This is a genomic window from Pseudoalteromonas denitrificans DSM 6059 (genome assembly GCF_900112265.1).
In the GTDB taxonomy this organism is placed as follows: domain Bacteria; phylum Pseudomonadota; class Gammaproteobacteria; order Enterobacterales; family Alteromonadaceae; genus Pseudoalteromonas; species Pseudoalteromonas denitrificans.
This window is the reverse complement of record NZ_FOLO01000078.1, coordinates 1-17,832: the sequence shown is the minus strand read 5'-3', so window position 1 is coordinate 17,832 and position 17,832 is coordinate 1. Positions and strand designations below refer to the sequence as shown.

Genomic DNA, 17,832 nt, shown 5'->3' with positions numbered 1-17,832 from the left:
TACATACACAATTCAGGCGCGGGATGGAGCAGCCTGGTAGCTCGTCGGGCTCATAACCCGAAGGTCGTCGGTTCAAATCCGGCTCCCGCAACCAAATTTTAAATTTTGGTCATTTAAATTCTATCAATTATAAACCTCAAATCTATTTTATTAAATAATTTTAATATCTTTATCATTTTGATTATTTTCCTCGATTAAAATTAATTATATCTCATCTTTTGAAAAAGTATTTGCTGGCATAATATTAACACTCTCATGCAACTGTGAATAAACAATAACAACAATACCTTGTTTTAGTTGTCGTTTTATATGTGCTATTTTTTCATCTAAACTAAACTCATTTTCACCATAGTCCGTGCCTTCGCGTAATATAAAACTTTCTATTAAATTATTTAGTGTAGCGACCGGAAGATCATTAAATGGAATTATCATTTTATATTTAGCTGCTTTTTAAAATATTTAGGAATTCGATGTTCAAGCCAAAATATAGGCTTAAGTGGATTTTTACCAGTAATAAAACCAACATGACCACCCTTTTTAGTAATTTCTAGTTCAACTTGGTTACTTATATGTGTTTCATTAGGAATAGATTTAACCGATAGCATAGGATCATCTATTGAATGAATTATTAAAGTGGGTGTTTTAATTTTTATTAAATAAGCTTTACTGCTTGCTTTATTATAATAATCTTTTGCATTTTCAAATCCATGAAGTGGTGCCGTTACCTTATCATCAAACTCCCATAAGTTAGGAATATCTTTAATATTTTTTTTACTTAAGCCTAATATAGGTTGAATTAAAGCTTCTTTTCGAGCTGTGGAATACTTTAATTTGTCGAGTAAATATTTTTGATAAAGCTTCCCTAGGCTTTGTTGGATCACTTGACAAGATGAAGCTAAATCAAAGGGGGCTGAAACGACGGCAGCAGCGTCAAGTTTACTATCAACCTGAAATTCCCCCAGATATTTACTGAGCATATTACCACCAAGGGAGAAGCCTACTGCAACTAATTGTTTCTTCGGAAACTTTTGTTTTAGATGTTCAATTAAAAAACGTGCATCTGCTGTTTCACCACTATGGTAAGCGCGAGCTGTTTTATTTGGCGTGTCAGAACAATTTCTAAAATGCATCAAAACAACATCAAAGCCGTTATCTTTAAGAGATTTCATCATGCCTTTAGCATAAAAACTATGAATATTGCCTTCTAAACCATGAAAAATGATAGCGAGTGGTTTAGCGTTATTTTCTGCGATAGGAGAGCTCCAAGCAAGTTCAATGAAGTCTTGATCGGGCGTAGAGAGAGATTCTAATTGGTAATTAAGTTTCAGCTTAGGGCGAAAAAATCTGGGTAAAATTGTTTGAACGTGTTTATTTACCATCCACCAAGCGGGGCGAAAGTGACTGCTCATTAAATTTAATATAAGATTAACAAAAGACTAAATGAGTTTAACTGTAAATAATAAAGATATAAAGGACCAATCCAGATAAACCTGAAATGGTCCTTTAGTGCGTCGTGCTTAATTTTTTACTGGGGGTGTTGCTTCATTGATTTTCTTCATAAAAAAGAATGCAAAGAAAATACAAATTCCTATAACAGTAGTAAGGAAACCGAAAGATAAAAATAGAACTGGATCGCTAAAAAAATCTCTAAAAAATACTGACATGGTTATTCCCCTTATCTGTGAATGAGATAAGAGTAGGGGATAGTGCTTTAGCAAATTATGATTTAGATCAAGTTCAATCAGATTTGAACGCAATGCCAGCTGTGCATTTGATTTAGATCAGTTTTTCATTAAAATTTAAGTAAAAACTTAAATTATCAACTAAGTCATTATGTGTTAAAGAATAATTTTTGAGTGTAACAATGAGCTGTGATTGTTGATGTTTTTCCATTAATAGTTCTGCATCGAGCAGTTTTGATCTTATCGATTTATAGAGTTCAATATCATCATATTGGCTTTTTAATTTTTTTCTTAACATTCTTAAAGGTAAAAGGTATGTGGTATCAAAGTGTGTAATAGTTTGTATTAATTTTAATAATACTTCTTGATTCGATTTTATTTGAAACTTATCTAGATACAGCATTAATAGGCAAATATTGACATTTTTGCCAAATTTATTTTGTAATTCCAGTAAATTAAATGATTGTTTACCTTTGGAGTAATATTTGTTTTGTGCGTATTCTTCACAAGAAAAGTGCCAAAAACCTTCAGCACTTATATCGACAGTTTTTGTCTTGTTAGGTGAAGTCATTAAAAGTTGACTCTTTTTCTTCTAATAGCTCTAATTGCTCTAACAATTGCTCTTCAATATTATTGAGTTCAGGTATGCATTTGGCTTGTTGGTCTAGTAATTTATTCAATTTACCTTTGTTCTCAGCTTGATATAAATCGTTATCGGCCAGAGCACTTTCAATTTCTTCTTGTTCAATTGTGAGTTTATCTAGTTTCTTTTCAAGAGATATAATTAATTTTTTTATTGGTTGGACGGATTTTCTAAATTCAGCTTCGAGGCGTTTTTGTTCTTTACGGTTAATAATTTTATTATCAGAGTCTGTTTGTTCATTCCTTTCTTCTGTAGAGCTATCTTTTTTAGCATTCATTAACCATTGATAATATTCTTCAATTTCATAACCAAATGGTGTCACAGTACCACTATCAACTAAATAAAATTCATCAGCGGTATTTTTTAACAAATGTCGATCATGGGATACTGTCACCATTGCACCTTCAAAACCTTGCAATGCCATAACTAGTGCGTGGCGCATTTCTAAATCTAGGTGGTTAGTTGGCTCATCAAGTAATAATAAGTTTGGTTTTTGGTAAACTAACATCGCTAATACGAGACGAGCTTTTTCACCGCCTGAAAAAGGGGCTACAGGAGAAGTTGCTTGATCGCCTATGAATGCAAATCCCCCTAAAAAATCACGTAAACTTTGCTCTGTTGCTTTTGGATTAATGCGCTGTAAATGTAAAATAGCACTGGCATTTAAATCTAGAGATTCTAATTGATGTTGAGCAAAATAGCCTATATTTAATCCTTTATGTTGAAATACTTCACCACTTTGTGGATTTAAATCACCAGACAATAACTTTATCAGTGTTGATTTACCTGCACCATTACGACCTAATAATGCAATCCTGCTACCAGGAACCAAATTTAGTTTAATATTATCTAATATAGTAATATCACCATAACCTGCTTTTGCTTTATCTAATGTTAATAAAGGATTAGGTAATGCCGTTGGCTCTGAAAAATCAAAATTAAATGGTGAATCTACATGAGCCGGCGCGAGTTTTTCCATTCGTTCAATTGCTTTTACTCTACTTTGTGCTTGCTTTGCTTTGGTTGCTTTTGCTTTAAAGCGAGTGATAAATTTTTCTAAATGTGCAATTTGTTCTTGTTGTTTTTCATAACTCGCTTGTTGTTGTGCTAACCTTTCGGCTTTTTGACGTTCAAATTGAGAATAATGCCCTTTATAGACATTAATTTTTTGATTGGAAATTTGCCAAATTTCATCGATCACAGCATCTAAGAATTCTCTATCATGTGATATTAATACCAAGGTACCAGTATAAGATTTTAAAAAGCGCTCCAACCAATATACTGCATCTAAATCCAAGTGATTGGTGGGTTCATCTAATAGCAACAAATCAGAAGGGTGGATCAGAGCCTGTGCTAAATTAAGTCGCATTCTCCAGCCACCTGAAAATGAACTCACCGGTAATACGAGCTGCTCATTACTAAACCCTAAACCATGTAATAACTCACCTGCTTTAGATTCGATGCCATAACCACCTACAATTTCAAGCTGTAGGTGTATTTTAGCTTGCTGTTCGCCATCTCCACTTTGTTCAGCTTCAGCTAAAGCGGTATGTAATACGTAATATTTTTTATGGCCTTGTAATACATATTCTAAAGCTGATATTTCTAAAGCTGGTGTTTCTTGCTTTACAGATGATATTTCCCAATCTTTTGGAATTAAACAATCACCAGCATCAGCATGTAATTTAGCTTGTAATAGAGCAAATAAGCTTGACTTACCGCACCCGTTTGCCCCCACTAGACCAACTTTATGTTTTGGATATAAAGTTGCACTGGCATCTTTTAATAGGCTTTTACCGCCGCGTAGTAGCTCTAGTTGGGTAATTTGGATCATGTTGCAGTAATAACTCTTAATAAAGCATAAAAAATGGCGCTCAGTATATCAGACTTATGAAATAAGGAGTAAAATACCAACAGCTAAATATGAGAGTAAATTAAAAATGAAACAGAAAAAGCGTTTTATTGCGGGTGCAACGTGCCCTGAATGTAAAGCTATGGATACCATGATGCTTTACAAAGAAAATGATGTTGAAAAAGTAGAATGTGTGCAATGTCATCATACGATGACACAGCCAAAAGAAGCCGTTCAGGCTTCAACCCGCCAATTTGAGCAAGTTATTGGCGTATTTAATCCTGAATAATTAGTAATGAGGTGGTGGTGGTTCGATCTGTTGCTCTGAGCCAAAATCTGAACTTTGAGATTCCTTTACTTTTTCAGCAAGTAACTCTGTTTGTCTTTGTATTTTAGAAATTAATTTTTGATGGGTTTTTAATTCATCATTTAAAATTTCAATTGTTTCATCTTGAAAGGCTATTTTAGCTTCCAATTCATTCACTCTGTTTTCTAATGTGCTCATAGTATAAAAATGCTCATTTTAGATTTTTAGGAATGGTCCAGGTCTCACTTAAACCACTTGAACTTTCAGTGATAAGTGACTTGCCATCTTTTGTAAAAGCGACATCATACACGACTGCTGATTTAGGGCGAGAACCTTTTCGTGGAGATACCTGCCATTTTTTTAATTGTTTTCCTGTTTTTATATCCCATAAGGTCAGTTTTCTGGACGGCGCACCTGTCGCAAGTAAGGTACCGTCGTCACTAAAGCGTACAGCACTGAAAATCTGTTGCCGGCTTAGGTATTGCAAATTTGAGATCATTTCTCCAGTTTGTAAATTCCAAATACGGGCCTGTTTTTTACTATCAGCAGTAAATGCAAATCGACCTTTTGGATCTAATTTAACTTGTGTTACACGGCTTGAGTGGTTAAATCTGTGGATCACTTGGCCTGAGCGAGTATCCCATAAATATGCCACATAATCATTAGAACCTGTTAGGGCGTAAAAACCATTGGGGGAGAGATCTACTGCGTTTATTTTTTCTTGATGTCCTAAAAACTCAATTCGATTCCCATTGATCACATTTATATGTACTGCAATGCCATTGCTTTTCCCATATAGAATATATCGGCCTTGATTGCTGAGTGCGATATCTCTGATATTAGAGTTTTTAACTTTCCAAAAACCAATATTTTCTCCATTAAAAATATTCCATAGCGCAAAATTATGTTTATCTGCTGTTACGGCATTTCGACTATCAAATGAGATATCTGCTGCAAGCACTAAATTACCTGGGTTGCTTTGTACTAACCATTCATCTAAGTCCGATTTTGAAGTGAGCTTTTGATTTTCTTTATCCTTGAGGTGACTCCATTGGTATTTTAATGCATTCTCTTTGAGATCCCATAATGCAATACCATGATGCATTGAAGAAACTAAACTGTAATTTGCATCATCAGAGATACTGGCGTCATAGGCTCCTTCAACAGCGTGTTCAACAGCATTTTTAGGCAAGAGTTCATCTGAGCTACATGAAGTTAATAAAAATATTAAAAGTAAGTGAAATAAAAATCGATTAGTGGTCATATTAGGTATGTTTTTCCTTAACTCTTCTTGAGCTAGAGGTTAGACTAATGGAGCGATTTGGCTTTAGGCTACTTTCACAATGCGTTTGTAAAACTTATTGTGCAAGTAGCTTTAATTCTCGTCAATTAAAATAAATAAGATGAGAAATACTATTTATATTAAAGCATACTACTTTCTAGAATTTACATTTTTGAAGTATTTAAATATATTAGTTAGCCGTTAATTAAAATTAGTTAAATTATATGAAAATGGCAACTTTCACTGCCGGAGACAAAGATGAAAAAAACAATGAAATTATCACTACTTGCAGCCTCTATTTTGGCACTTACAGCTTGTAATCAAGAAGCAGCACCAAAAAAAGAAGTTGTTGCTGAAGTTAAATTAGAAACCCCAGCACAACAACAAGCTTACGGAATTGGCGCATCTGTTGGTGTTTTTCTAAATAAAGATTTAGCAGATAAAAATAAATTAGGTTTTGCTTTAGAGCAAGAACTTTTAATTCAGGGTTTTAGAGACGCACTTGCAGGAAATTCTAAACTTGATGAAGCTAAAATTAAAGAAGTATTAACTGAACTAGATAAATCAGTTAACGCTAAAAAAACAGAAGCGGCAAAAGTAGCTGCAGAAGCAAGTAAAGCTGACGGTATTAAATTTCTTGCTGAAAACAGTAAGTTAGAAGGCGTTACTACAACTGAATCAGGCCTTCAGTATCAAGTTTTGACTACGGGTAAAGGCACTAAACCTGCTGAAACTGACATTGTAAAAGTTCACTATAAAGGTACGTTAATTGACGGTACTGAGTTTGATAGTTCTTACAGTCGTAATGAACCGGCAACTTTTCCATTAAATCGTGTTATTAAAGGTTGGACTGAAGGTGTTCAATTAATGAATGTTGGTTCTAAGTTTAAATTTACAATTCCTTCTGAGCTTGCGTATGGTGAACGTGATTTAGGAAAAATTCCTGCTAATTCTACGTTAGTATTTGAAGTTGAATTATTAGAAATTGAACAACCTGAAGCTGCAAAAGAAGTATCTGCAAGCGAATAAAAAAATGATAAAATAACTTGTTGAATAGTTATTTTATCAGACATAAAAAAAGCGAGTTAACTCTCGCTTTTTTTATGTCTGATTTAGATGTTATCAGGTTATGAACTGTGATTTGAATACAAATTGTCAATAAGTTCGTCTTCATATTCAAATCTTTGTTCTAATATTTCACCTAATTTAGATAACTCTGCATCAAAATCAGGCAATAAACTGTCTTTTTTGATTTCAGCATATTTATCATTAAATGCTAAAGCTGTGTCGGTAGATTCTGAAATTTTAGGATAAAGTGATTGTGCTAACGCTAAGCTTTGCTCACCCTTTTCTTCACAGGCTTTTGCAATATCATTATAAATTTCAAAGTGACCCGCAGATAAATAATCCATCAGGATTTGACAAAATTTTTGTATATGAGCCTGTTCTGGTAGAGCTTGATCATTGCGGTCAAAAGGAGGTAATCCTACTAACTTACAATATAAAACTAATAGCTCTTGACGCTCTTCTAGCCAAGAGTCAATCACAGAATGAGAACCTCCCCATTCTTGCTGTGCTTTTTCCAGTTGTGTAAGCATAATAATTCTCCCTTCTCTTTACTATACCTCTATAAGAATGAAATATAGGCAAAAGATCAACCTATTTTTAATAATAACTTCACAATTAAGTGTAAATTATTGATTACTTTAGCTTTATTGTTATTCTGTTTTTTCATCATTATATAAAGAAAAAACCACCCGCTTATTTACTAAGCGTAGGTGGCTCAAGTTCTCTTATAGACTCGTTTAAACGAGTTTCTTTTTATTTTATACACAAGTTTATAACAAATAATTTTCGGTATGGCAACAATTTGTGTGTGATAACTTTTAATATTCATTGATCTTACACATAGAGGCTTTGAGCTCTAAATGATAAACTACAGTAAATGTTGGGATAAATCAGCTAAAAGAGACTTCCATGAGTGAATTGAAAAACGATCGTTATTTACGTGCTTTATTAAAACAACCCGTTGATGCAACACCAGTTTGGATGATGCGCCAAGCCGGACGTTATCTGCCAGAATATCGTGCTTTACGTGCTGAAGCTGGCGACTTTATGAGTTTATGTAAAAATGCAGAGTTTGCCTGTGAAGTAACATTGCAGCCATTACGTCGTTACCCTTTAGATGCTGCTATTTTATTTAGTGATATTTTAACAATTCCAGATGCGATGGGTTTAGGTCTTTATTTTGAAACAGGTGAAGGGCCTAAGTTTGAACGTACAATTGAATGTATGTCAGATGTGGTTAATTTACCAATTCCAGATCCCGAGCAAGAATTGGGTTATGTAATGAATGCAGTTCGCACTATTCGTCGTGAATTAAAAGGTGAAGTTCCTTTGATTGGATTCTCTGGTTCTCCTTGGACATTAGCAACTTACATGATTGAAGGCGGTAGTAGTAAAACTTTTGGTAAAATAAAAAAGATGGCATTTGCAGAGCCAAAAATGTTACATCTATTATTAGATAAGCTTGCTGATTCTGTTATTTTATATCTAAATGCACAAATCAAAGCAGGTGCACAATCTGTAATGATTTTTGATACTTGGGGTGGAATTTTAACACCTAGAGATTATAAAGCATTTTCTTTAGCTTATATGGATAAAATCGTTAAAGGTCTTGTTCGTGAAAACGATGGTCGCAAAGTACCTGTAACTTTATTTACTAAAAATGGAGGCATGTGGATTGAAGATATCGCTGCAACAGGCTGTGATGCTGTAGCGCTGGATTGGACTATCGATATTGCAGATGCTAAACGTCGTATTGGTGATAAAGTCGCATTACAAGGTAATATGGATCCTGCTATGTTGCATGCTTCACCTGAGCGTATTCGAGAAGAAGTTAAAACTATTTTAGATGGGTTTGGTGATGGTGGTACTGGTCATGTATTTAATTTAGGCCATGGTATAACACCAGATGTAACACCAGAAAACGCAGGCGTATTTATCAACTCGGTACATGAATTAAGTAAACCTTACCATTCATGATATAACGATTTATAATAAAAAAGGTGAGTATAAGCTCACCTTTTTTATATGTGATAGAAAATAATTTAAGGGTTTAAAAGTAAACTTGCACCATTTGCCATCATTGCAGCTTCACCACCTTCAATTAAGTTAAGATAGTTTTCAGTTGGCCAATTGCGTTTTTTAGCTTCTTCATAGGCTTGACGTAATAATTCATCGCCTTGCTGTACGCGTCCCATTTCAGAATAAGCAGCACCTAAAACTGATAATAATGTTGGATTTGTTGCATCTAATGAACGAGCTAATTCAGCATATTTAACCGCTGATTTTATATCTCTAATATGTTTTTCATCAGAAAAAGCAAGCAGTTTTGAATATTCAACGATTGCAGGTAAATATTCGTGCAGGGTTGCACTTTTTAATAATTCGGCAGCTTTTTCTATATTGTAATGTACACTTTCATAGTTTAAGTAAGTTCTTGCCAACTGAAACTGCGCTCTGGCATTTTCTGTTTCACTAGCTTTAACCAACCACGCATGGGATTTATCTTCACTAGGTTGGCACCCTTCGCCATTTTCAAAACAGTGCACTAATCGTAATTGTGCATCGTAGTTACCATTAACAGCTGCTTTATAATACCAAGAGATATGTTCATTTTCTGATGAATCAATCACTTCTTGTTCTAACATTAGCGCAAAGCGAGCCTGTGCGTAACCATTACCTTTTAATGCAAGCGCTTTTAATTTTTCAGTATACTGGGCTAGTTGTTTTTTATATTGTTTGTGATTTCTTGTACTTTGGCTTTTAATTTTAAAAGTAGTAATGAGATCATGAACACGATCTGGTTCGCCATTGCGTTTTACTTGGGGTTTATATTGCCATTGATTAACAGCAGCAAGAGCATATTCATCTAAAGCTCCTTTTGGGAAAGAAGCTAATATGCGGGAGCCTTCAACTAAGCCACTTTCATTGACATTGTAAGAAATACTCACCCAAGCACTGTTTAATGACACTAAGTCTTCAGGATATTCAGGCTCTACACGGTTTACTATTTTAGCTCTTTCAGGAAAAAATTTAGATCGTTTAAGAACGGGGAAATAAAGCGCTTGATGTTGTTTGTTACCATAAAGATTTTTTAGTTCTTTATAAGCATTTTTGCCTTCTTTTCTTGATGGAATGGTGCGCCTTAAAGCGCGGTATTTTTCTTTTGCTTCAGGATGATTAAAATCTACAGCAATTAAATACCAGGCGTATGCTTTGGTAATATCTTTCTCTACACCTAAACCTTTTTCATACATTTGCGCTAATTCAAATTGCGCATTCATATGGCCTCGTTGGGCTAATTTAGAAAATTCTTTTGCGGCTGTTTCAAAGTTGCTACTTTGTAAATCTTTTTTAGCTGATGAAAAATCAGCCAAAACACCTGTAGAACAAAGAGATAGTGCGGTTAATAGTAACCGAGTTGAATTTTTAATTTTGCACCAGCCTTTTTATTATTGTTTTTAGGGAATTAAGTTTACAATAATTTTACACAGATACAAGAGGTAGATCGAAAAGTAGGCACAGCAAGTACCTACTTTTTTTATGCTGGGTTATTTAATTAAACGATTCAAACCATTAAGTGCTGCGACTCGGTATGCTTCAGCCATAGTGGGGTAGTTAAATGTTGTATGTACAAAATAATTAATATTATTGCCGCCATTTTTTTGTTCCATGATGGCTTGCCCTATATGAATGATTTCGGTCGCTCTTTCACCAAAACAGTGAATGCCTAATATTTCTTTTGTTTCGATATGAAATAATATTTTTAAACTCCCCACCTCAGTGCCGGCGATCTGTGCTCTTGCTAAATGTTTAAATTGTGCACGGCCTACTTCATAAGGTATTTTAGCTATAGTAAGTTCTTGTTCATTTTTACCTACAGAACTAATTTCAGGGATAGTGTAAATACCGACTGGTAAGTCACTGATTAATTTTGCTGAGCAATGACCATCAACGATAGCATCAGCCGCAATGCGGCCTTGATCGAATGCAGCGCTAGCTAAACTTGGATACCCAATAACATCACCTACAGCATAGATGTTGTCTATATCTGTTTGTTGATTTTCATTTACTTTTAATAAACCACGACCATCTGCAACTAAACCAACAGATGCTAAATTAAGCGTATCTGTATTACCTGTTCTGCCATTAGCAAAAAGAATACAGTCAGCTTGCATTTTTTTACCCGATTGCATATGCACTATGACACAGTTGTCATTCGCTTCTATTTTTTCAAAATCTTCATTATGACGAATAACAATGCCACTATTCCAAAAGTGATAACTGAGTGCATCAGATATTTCTGCATCCATAAATGCAAGTAATCGATCTCGGGTATTAATTAAATCTACCTTTGAGCCTAAACCTCTAAAAATTGAAGCGTATTCACAACCGATAACACCTGCACCGTAAATGATGATATGTCTAGGATCGTGTTTAAGTTTTAAAATAGTATCACTGTCGTAAACACGGCTATGATCGAAGTCTAGTTGTGGCGGATGATACGGGCGAGAGCCTGTAGCAATCACAATTGTTTCAGCAGTTAAAAGTTCAATCGAGCCATCAGGTCGCTTAACTTGTATTGTGTGTTGATCAACAAATGAAGCTTCTCCATGATATAGGCTAATTCTATTTCTATCATAAAAGCTAGTTCTTAGATTAACCTGTTTAGAAATAACATTACCTGCATGATTTAAAATATCAGGAAAGGTCAGTTTGTTTCTATGCTCTTTGGTATTAAAAAGAGGGTTTCGGTTATATTCAATTAAGCGACTAACTGAGTGGCGTAATGCTTTTGATGGTATGGTACCCCAGTGGGTACATCCGCCGCCAACGGATTCTTGTTTTTCGATAACGGCAACCCGCTTTTTGCTTTTAGCCAGGTTCATGGCGGTACCTTCACCGCCAGGACCTGTACCTATAATTATAGCATCATATTGATAAGTATTTTTTTTTGCTGCCTTCAGAGATGATTTTTGTTTTGCCACTGGTGATCCTCATTTTATTTACTTGAAACTAAAACCATCAGAACAGTATTCATCATGACTTATTTAGGGTTAACTGTATCGAGTATTGAGTAACTTGATATTTAAATCAATCCAAGCTTGCTTTTGTTGTTGCCAGGCAAGTTCAAATTCTCGATATTGTTTATTTAAAGCTAATTTCTCATATTTTTTTAAGATGGTACTTTTTTTAGCTTCAAGCAATTGTTTTTTTAATTTTGCGTAATGCTGTAGTTTCTTGATTAATATATCGTATTCTTTTTGCAATAAGTCTAGTTTATCTTGTGCTGTAGTAAGCTGTGCTAATTTTCTAGATGTTGTAGCTAATTGCATTTCAGCTTTCGCTTTTTCTATGCGATCGATTGATATCGTTTTTAATTTTTTTGTAAGACCCAAGTATGAAAATGATTTTATCATCCATTTTGTAGGGTCATACTGATACCATTTTATACCATTTCTATAATCACTGGCAAAAATATGATGATAATTATGATAACCCTCTCCATAAGTGAAAAAAGCCAGAATACCATTATCTCTTGCTGTGTTTGATTCCGTATAAGGGCGAGTTCCCCATATATGAGCTATTGAATTAATAAAAAAAGTAAAATGCTGACTTAAAACAAGCCTTAATAAACCTGATAATAATAGCATACCTATTAAGTCGCCGAATATGATCCCCAACAATAATGGGATGGTTAAATTAACTAAAAAAGAAAGTTTAAAGTAGTGCTTGTGTTGCCACATGACAATTTTATTTTTTTGTAAATCTCTTACATTATTATAATCACCATATTTTTCACCTTGATAATTTCGAAGCATCCAGCCTATATGGCTATACCAAAACCCGTTGGTTGCTGCATAAGGATCCTTAATGGGGTCATCTACCTGACCGTGGTGTATTCTATGATCTGAGCTCCAATGAAGCGCACTGTTTTGTAATGCAAAAGCTCCGCCTATTGAAAATATAAACTCTAATATAGGATGTGCTTCATAGGTTTTATGCGCCCATAGCCTGTGATAACCTGCGGTAATTGACAGTCCAGCAAAAAACATACAGGCAATAAAAGCCCACCAATTCGCATTGCTATAACCATACATCAGACCATATAAAGGAACTAAAGTAATAGCTGCAATGAATGTGAATGTAAAAAATAGGACATTAATCCAAATTAAGGGTGGTTTCTTCATTTCTCTTCTTCGTAAAAGTAAACTGAGCTTACATGTGTACGCTAAAATAGTCGTTTATTTACTTTTCGTCAAGTATAAGGTTGAGTTAAACGAATTCATTTAGTAGATATGTTAGACTTCATTATTAATACATTTGTCTAACTAGATAAATTACAAGTTTAATTTCTAAGGGGAAACTATGGCTGGTGTTCGTGCTAAACAAAAAGAGAGAACAAGGTTAGCATTAATCGAAGCGGCATTTAATCAATTAAGCGCAGAGCATAGTCTATCGAATTTGAGCTTGCGAGAAGTATCGCGTGAGGCGGGTATTGCACCAACCTCTTTTTATCGTCATTTTAAAGATATGAATGAATTAGGTTTGACATTAGTTGATGAAGCAGGGCTTACATTAAGACAATTAATGAGGCAGGCACGCAGAAGAATCAAAAGTGAAGGGAGTGTTATTAATACGTCTATTTTTACTTTTATGGAGTTTATTGAAAACTCAAGTAATCAATTTCGATTATTATTAAGAGAGCGCTCAGGGACTTCTATTGCGTTTCGAAGCGCAGTTGCCAGAGAAATAAAGCATTTTATTTTAGAGCTGGCACATTATTTAGAAAGTGAAACAAATTGTGAAGTTGATCATGCTTATATTCAAGCCGAGGCCATGGTGACTTTGGTTTTTAACGCAGGAGCTGAAGCGTTAGATATAGATAAAAAACAAAAAGATGAATTAGTTGAACGCTTAATCTGGCAATTAAGATATGTTGCAAAAGGTGCCGCTATATATGGAAAAAAAGCAACACCTAAAAGTTCATAAAAATTACTTACGGGTTAAAAATACACCTGACTCAATATGATGGGTATATGGAAATTGGTCAAATATAGCAAAGCGTTCAATTTTATGAGTTGTGGTTAACTGCGTTAAATCTCTTTCTAAGGTGTCTGGATTGCAAGAGATATAAATAATATTGTCATAATTTTGAGTTAAGCTTGTGGTTTTCTCATCCATACCTGCTCTAGGTGGATCGACTAATATTGTTTGGCAATTATAGCTTGCTAAATCAATACCATTTAAACGACTAAATTCTTTCTCACCATTAAGTGCTTGCGTAAATTCTTCACTCGACATTCTGATGATGTCGACATTTTCAATGTTATTTTTTGCAAGATTAAACTGTGCTGATTTAACTGACGACTTAGATATTTCAGTAGCTAAAACACGTTTAAATGCGCTTGCTAATGCAATAGAAAAATTACCATTACCACAATAAAGCTCGAGTAAATCATTATTTAAATTTTGACTGACATCTAGAGCCCATTCAAGCATTTTTTGATTAAGTTTTGCGTTAGGCTGTGTAAAGCTATTTTCAACTTGCTGATAAACAATCTCTTTACCTGCAACGTTTAGCTTTTCAATAACATAATCAGTACCTAATAAAACCTTTTGTTTTCGTGCGCGACCAATAATGTCAATTTTAAACTCTTTACTTAAAGTTTCTTTTAATTCTTGAACTGCTGCTAACCACTCTTCCTCTAAAGGTTTGTGATATAACAAGCTCACTAAAATTTCACCACTAAGTGTCGATAGGTAATCTATCTGAAATAATTTACGTCTTAATATTTCATTGAATTGTAATAGCGATATTAAACGAGGCATTAAGCGATATATAATTGGTGCGGCAGGCTCAAAGTGTTCAACACGAATCTTTTCTTTTGTTTCTTGATTGAACATTATGTGGAATAAATCATCTCCTTCGTGCCATACTCTAAATTCGGCACGTTGACGGTAATGTTTTGGCTCAGAGTTGAAAACTTCAAGCTTTTTTACACCAAAATGTGCAAACTGCTTTTGAATACGGGTTTCTTTTTCACTTAATTGTGAATCGTAAGTGGTTTCGTCAATTTCAATGATGGCCATTATTTTATCTCGTCGGAGCTGGTCGCGCTATTTTATGGAGTGATATTAGTTTGTCTATATAAATTTAATTATTTTTATATTCATTCTTTAGTATTGTCAATATATGCCGATAAGCAATAAAGACACTGAATTGGAGCAAGTCATGAAAATCGGTTCATCTGGGTTTCAGCCCGCAGCATTATTTAATCAGCTGTTTAAAAAGAGTGATAAAACTCAAAGTCAATCTCAGTTGTCTAATCCAATTCAATTTTCAAAAAACAATCAAATTGCATCTAAAGTGATGCAAGATAAATTGTCACACTCTCTATCTATGCCACCAACAGCAAAAAATGAGACTGATTCATTATTTGACTTTGAAAAAGTGGCTAAAAATGTTTTAGGCTTTGTAAAAAGTGCCGTTTTAAATGCGCAAGGTAAAGGTGCATCTGATGATGAAATTAAAGATATATTAAGTCAGGCTAGAAGTGGCATTGAGGTCGGTATCAGTGAAGCCTATAAAGAACTTGAAGACGCTGGATTAATGACTCAAAATATAGAGCAAGGTATTGCTAAAAGTTCAGACTTAATGTCTGAAGGGTTAAATAAACTCGAAGAGTCTTTATTTCAACCAGAAACTTCAAAAACTAATTACAGTCAAGCAAGTAGCTATAATTTATCTAATGGTGCGGAATTAACAATTAGAACTCAAGAAGGTGATGAAATTCGAATTAGCTTTAATTCAGACTACCAACATGAAAATGCTTCAGCTTATCAATCGAATAATAATGGAGAGTCCTTTGCCTATCAAGACTCAAAATCTTATTCTGCTTCTTTTTCATTTGAAGTAAATGGTGATTTAAATGAGGAAGAGCAAGAGGCTATAAATGCGTTAATGTCCGATTTGCAAAAAGTCAGTGATGATTTCTTTTCGGGTTCATTAGAGGAGGCATTTGAGCAAGCAAGTCAAATTAATATGGACACAACTCAATTAGCTGCATTTTCAATGAATTTGCAACAAACTGAAAGTTTGGTAAGTGTTAAAGAGTATCGTTCTAATATACCAGGGTTGGGTTTAGCAAAACAATTAGCACCTTTAAATGATGGGTTGCAACAAGCGTATGAAAAAGCAAAACCACTTTCTATTGAAAGTGAATTGTCAGGAATTTTACAATGGCTAAATCAAGAAAGAGAGCAAGCAGATAAATTTATCCAATATAGTCAATCATTGTTTGATCAGTTTGCTTTATTTGATAATGCAACTACATCAAACAAACAACAAAATAATGATGTTTCATCATAAAAGTTAATTATGGCACAATAGCACGTCATTTATTATATTGAGCCTTACATTTGCAGCATATTGTTATTTTTGATTCGGGTATTGGCGGTACATCAGTATTAGCACATATTCAAAGTGCATTTCCTAATGCACAATATAGTTATTTAATGGATAACCTATATTTGCCGTATGGTAAGCTTGACTCGAAGATATTACATAATAGATTATTAAGTAAGCTTAAAACAGTTGAGACTTATTTTAATCCGATTGACTTGATAGTTGTGGCCTGCAATACGGCCAGTACGCAGAGCTTGGCTTTATTAAGAAAGCATACTAACATTCCCATTGTTGGTGTTGTTCCTGCAATCAAACCGGCAGCAAATAAAACACAAACCCAGAAGATAGGACTACTTGCAACCCCTGCAACGATAAAAAATAGCTATATAAAAAACTTAATAAATGATCATGCTACTAATATAGATGTACATTTGTACGCTTCAGTTAACTTAGTTGCATTGGCTGAAGAAAAGTTTTGGACTGGTGGTCTTGACGAAAATGAATTTAAATTGGAAATTGAACGATTATCTATTTCAAAAAAAATAGATTGCTTAGTCTTAGGTTGTACACATTTCCCAATATTATCAGATGAGTTAAATAAAGCCTTAGGAAGTGGGGTTGAGCTAATTGACTCAGGAAATGCAATCGCAAATAGAGTCTCTGATTTATTGACAGCTGATAAATCAATGTTTGGCATAAGAAAAATAAAAAGGCCGATACGATATTACGCAACGGCCCCTGTGAAAAGCTCAATCGTTAATGTTGAACTAATTAAACTGATTGATCTCTAGATTCTGGTTTTAATTGAGAGTCAGAACTTTCTTGTTTCTGTTTTGCTTCCCTTACTTTTAAAGTGCGTTGTTGAAATTCAGCATCATTTAAAGCAGAAATAGCAGTGTCTGCATCTTTAGCTGCCATTTCAACAAAACCAAAACCACGGCGTTTACCTGTATTTTTATCTTTTAATAAGCGTACAGTGAAAACTTTACCGTGTTCTTCAAATAACTCACGAACAATACCTTCATTAGCACGATATGGAAGATTGCCTACATATAAAGTTTTAGTTTCAATTTTTGATTCATCTTCACTTGTAGAGATTAATGAAATGATGATGCCGCCAACAAGCAAACCAATCGCTAACGTAATTGAAGGGTCAGTTAAAAAACTGGCTAATAAAAATTTAGCTAAAACAAAGCCAATGATAGCCAAAACAACAGAAAAGATTATAGATTTTTGATTAGGTGATTTCATTTTTTATACCAAATACACAAATTAAACATTAAATTAACATCGTTGTAGCTGTTATCTTAACCTTATCTTTAAACTTCGCAATATAATTGTGCTTAATTTATAAAATACCTATGTAAATACCTATCTATAAATAGCCATGAAACGCCACTGTTGTTTGTATTTCAAACGTTAAGAGTGTTTTTTCATCGAATAAAGGTTTTTTTAAACTTTTCTTAAAAAAACACTTGCGCTCAATCCAAATCTCTCTATACTGCGCCTCCACCGACACAGACGGCAAGCAACATTCTTAAAGGGGTGTAGCAAGTTAGCTAGGTTGGCGAGGCAAGTAAAACTTAACGATT

18 protein-coding genes and 1 tRNA gene are annotated in these 17,832 nt (G+C 34.2%); 7 read left to right on the top strand and 12 right to left on the bottom strand.

Annotated features, from left to right (window positions below; genetic code table 11):
• The first annotated feature begins 17 nt into the window (after positions 1-17).
• Positions 18-94 (top strand) — tRNA-Met (locus BM088_RS25060).
• 110 nt (positions 95-204) lie between these two features.
• Here BM088_RS25060 and BM088_RS25055 read toward each other — a convergent pair.
• The 4 genes from BM088_RS25055 to BM088_RS25040 all read right to left on the bottom strand — a co-directional run bounded on the left by BM088_RS25055 (position 205) and on the right by BM088_RS25040 (position 4,159).
• The gene (locus BM088_RS25055) at positions 205-432 is read right to left on the bottom strand and encodes a YheU family protein (protein ID WP_091991393.1); all 228 of its coding nucleotides are present in this window, start codon (positions 430-432) and stop codon (positions 205-207) included.
• Positions 429-1,409, bottom strand: coding sequence for a hydrolase (locus BM088_RS25050; protein ID WP_091991390.1), 981 nt, complete (start codon positions 1,407-1,409; stop codon positions 429-431). Before BM088_RS25050 ends, BM088_RS25055 begins: the two co-directional genes overlap by 4 nt.
• A 367-nt stretch (positions 1,410-1,776) precedes the next feature.
• Complete coding sequence (locus BM088_RS25045) at positions 1,777-2,253, bottom strand: TIGR02444 family protein (RefSeq protein WP_091991388.1); 477 nt, start codon at positions 2,251-2,253, stop codon at positions 1,777-1,779.
• Positions 2,240-4,159, bottom strand: a complete 1,920-nt coding sequence (locus BM088_RS25040) for an ATP-binding cassette domain-containing protein (protein ID WP_091991385.1) — start codon at positions 4,157-4,159, stop codon at positions 2,240-2,242. The genes BM088_RS25045 and BM088_RS25040 overlap by 14 nt, the downstream gene beginning before the upstream one ends.
• A gap of 106 nt (positions 4,160-4,265) precedes the next feature.
• Here BM088_RS25040 and BM088_RS25035 point away from each other — a divergent pair, with 106 nt between their 5' ends.
• A complete protein-coding gene (locus BM088_RS25035; protein ID WP_091991382.1) occupies positions 4,266-4,466 on the top strand; it encodes a YheV family putative zinc ribbon protein in 201 nt (66 codons plus the stop codon).
• Here BM088_RS25035 and BM088_RS25030 read toward each other — a convergent pair whose 3' ends face one another.
• A complete protein-coding gene (locus BM088_RS25030; RefSeq protein ID WP_091991379.1) occupies positions 4,467-4,682 on the bottom strand; it encodes a SlyX family protein in 216 nt (71 codons plus the stop codon).
• A 13-nt stretch (positions 4,683-4,695) separates the two neighbouring features.
• Positions 4,696-5,748, bottom strand: coding sequence for a WD40 repeat domain-containing protein (locus BM088_RS25025; protein ID WP_091991376.1), 1,053 nt, complete (start codon positions 5,746-5,748; stop codon positions 4,696-4,698).
• Positions 5,749-6,024: 276 nt separating this feature from the next.
• On the opposite strand from BM088_RS25025, the gene fkpA reads away from it, so the two are divergent.
• Positions 6,025-6,795 (top strand): FKBP-type peptidyl-prolyl cis-trans isomerase, encoded by a 771-nt coding sequence (gene fkpA, locus BM088_RS25020; protein WP_091991373.1) that lies wholly within the window; start codon positions 6,025-6,027, stop codon positions 6,793-6,795.
• A gap of 98 nt (positions 6,796-6,893) precedes the next feature.
• On the opposite strand, the gene rsd is transcribed toward fkpA, so the two are convergent.
• The gene (gene rsd / locus BM088_RS25015; protein ID WP_091991371.1) at positions 6,894-7,364 is read right to left on the bottom strand and encodes a sigma D regulator; all 471 of its coding nucleotides are present in this window, start codon (positions 7,362-7,364) and stop codon (positions 6,894-6,896) included.
• Positions 7,365-7,743: 379 nt separating this feature from the next.
• On the opposite strand from rsd, the gene hemE reads away from it, so the two are divergent.
• The gene (gene hemE, locus BM088_RS25010) at positions 7,744-8,811 is read left to right on the top strand and encodes a uroporphyrinogen decarboxylase (protein ID WP_091991368.1); all 1,068 of its coding nucleotides are present in this window, start codon (positions 7,744-7,746) and stop codon (positions 8,809-8,811) included.
• A 65-nt stretch (positions 8,812-8,876) separates the two neighbouring features.
• On the opposite strand, the gene BM088_RS25005 is transcribed toward hemE, so the two are convergent.
• From BM088_RS25005 to BM088_RS24995, 3 genes are all read right to left on the bottom strand, one after another.
• Positions 8,877-10,208, bottom strand: coding sequence for a TonB family protein (locus BM088_RS25005; protein WP_245763917.1), 1,332 nt, complete (start codon positions 10,206-10,208; stop codon positions 8,877-8,879).
• A 174-nt stretch (positions 10,209-10,382) separates the two neighbouring features.
• The gene (gene sthA / locus BM088_RS25000) at positions 10,383-11,819 is read right to left on the bottom strand and encodes a Si-specific NAD(P)(+) transhydrogenase (protein WP_245763916.1); all 1,437 of its coding nucleotides are present in this window, start codon (positions 11,817-11,819) and stop codon (positions 10,383-10,385) included.
• Positions 11,820-11,888: 69 nt separating this feature from the next.
• On the bottom strand, positions 11,889-13,022 hold the full coding sequence (locus tag BM088_RS24995; protein ID WP_091991362.1) for a fatty acid desaturase: 1,134 nt from the start codon (positions 13,020-13,022) through the stop codon (positions 11,889-11,891).
• A 178-nt stretch (positions 13,023-13,200) separates the two neighbouring features.
• Here BM088_RS24995 and fabR point away from each other — a divergent pair, with 178 nt between their 5' ends.
• Positions 13,201-13,824, top strand: a complete 624-nt coding sequence (fabR, locus tag BM088_RS24990; RefSeq protein ID WP_091991359.1) for an HTH-type transcriptional repressor FabR — start codon at positions 13,201-13,203, stop codon at positions 13,822-13,824.
• A 3-nt stretch (positions 13,825-13,827) separates the two neighbouring features.
• Here fabR and trmA read toward each other — a convergent pair whose 3' ends face one another.
• Positions 13,828-14,925 (bottom strand): tRNA (uridine(54)-C5)-methyltransferase TrmA, encoded by a 1,098-nt coding sequence (trmA, locus tag BM088_RS24985; protein WP_091991357.1) that lies wholly within the window; start codon positions 14,923-14,925, stop codon positions 13,828-13,830.
• Between the two features lie 142 nt (positions 14,926-15,067).
• Here trmA and BM088_RS24980 point away from each other — a divergent pair, with 142 nt between their 5' ends.
• Entirely contained in the window at positions 15,068-16,204 is a 1,137-nt protein-coding gene (locus BM088_RS24980; protein ID WP_091991355.1) for a DUF5610 domain-containing protein, read from the top strand.
• A gap of 50 nt (positions 16,205-16,254) precedes the next feature.
• Complete coding sequence (gene murI / locus BM088_RS24975; RefSeq protein ID WP_091991352.1) at positions 16,255-17,031, top strand: glutamate racemase; 777 nt, start codon at positions 16,255-16,257, stop codon at positions 17,029-17,031.
• On the opposite strand, the gene BM088_RS24970 is transcribed toward murI, so the two are convergent.
• Positions 17,012-17,491, bottom strand: coding sequence for an RNA recognition motif domain-containing protein (locus BM088_RS24970; protein WP_091991350.1), 480 nt, complete (start codon positions 17,489-17,491; stop codon positions 17,012-17,014). The genes murI and BM088_RS24970 overlap by 20 nt on opposite strands.
• Between the last annotated feature and the right edge of the window lie 341 nt (positions 17,492-17,832).

What these genes read in the sequence shown, in the direction of transcription:
- BM088_RS25055 (WP_091991393.1), bottom strand. Translation starts at nt 432, where the DNA reads ATGATAATTCCATTTAATGATCTTCCGGTCGCTACACTAAATAATTTA.
- BM088_RS25050 (WP_091991390.1), bottom strand. Translation starts at nt 1,409, where the DNA reads ATGAGCAGTCACTTTCGCCCCGCTTGGTGGATGGTAAATAAACACGTT.
- BM088_RS25045 (WP_091991388.1), bottom strand. Translation starts at nt 2,253, where the DNA reads ATGACTTCACCTAACAAGACAAAAACTGTCGATATAAGTGCTGAAGGT.
- BM088_RS25040 (WP_091991385.1), bottom strand. Translation starts at nt 4,159, where the DNA reads ATGATCCAAATTACCCAACTAGAGCTACTACGCGGCGGTAAAAGCCTA.
- BM088_RS25035 (WP_091991382.1), top strand. Translation starts at nt 4,266, where the DNA reads ATGAAACAGAAAAAGCGTTTTATTGCGGGTGCAACGTGCCCTGAATGT.
- BM088_RS25030 (WP_091991379.1), bottom strand. Translation starts at nt 4,682, where the DNA reads ATGAGCACATTAGAAAACAGAGTGAATGAATTGGAAGCTAAAATAGCC.
- BM088_RS25025 (WP_091991376.1), bottom strand. Translation starts at nt 5,748, where the DNA reads ATGACCACTAATCGATTTTTATTTCACTTACTTTTAATATTTTTATTA.
- fkpA (WP_091991373.1), top strand. Translation starts at nt 6,025, where the DNA reads ATGAAAAAAACAATGAAATTATCACTACTTGCAGCCTCTATTTTGGCA.
- rsd (WP_091991371.1), bottom strand. Translation starts at nt 7,364, where the DNA reads ATGCTTACACAACTGGAAAAAGCACAGCAAGAATGGGGAGGTTCTCAT.
- hemE (WP_091991368.1), top strand. Translation starts at nt 7,744, where the DNA reads ATGAGTGAATTGAAAAACGATCGTTATTTACGTGCTTTATTAAAACAA.
- BM088_RS24995 (WP_091991362.1), bottom strand. Translation starts at nt 13,022, where the DNA reads ATGAAGAAACCACCCTTAATTTGGATTAATGTCCTATTTTTTACATTC.
- fabR (WP_091991359.1), top strand. Translation starts at nt 13,201, where the DNA reads ATGGCTGGTGTTCGTGCTAAACAAAAAGAGAGAACAAGGTTAGCATTA.
- trmA (WP_091991357.1), bottom strand. Translation starts at nt 14,925, where the DNA reads ATGGCCATCATTGAAATTGACGAAACCACTTACGATTCACAATTAAGT.
- BM088_RS24980 (WP_091991355.1), top strand. Translation starts at nt 15,068, where the DNA reads ATGAAAATCGGTTCATCTGGGTTTCAGCCCGCAGCATTATTTAATCAG.
- BM088_RS24970 (WP_091991350.1), bottom strand. Translation starts at nt 17,491, where the DNA reads ATGAAATCACCTAATCAAAAATCTATAATCTTTTCTGTTGTTTTGGCT.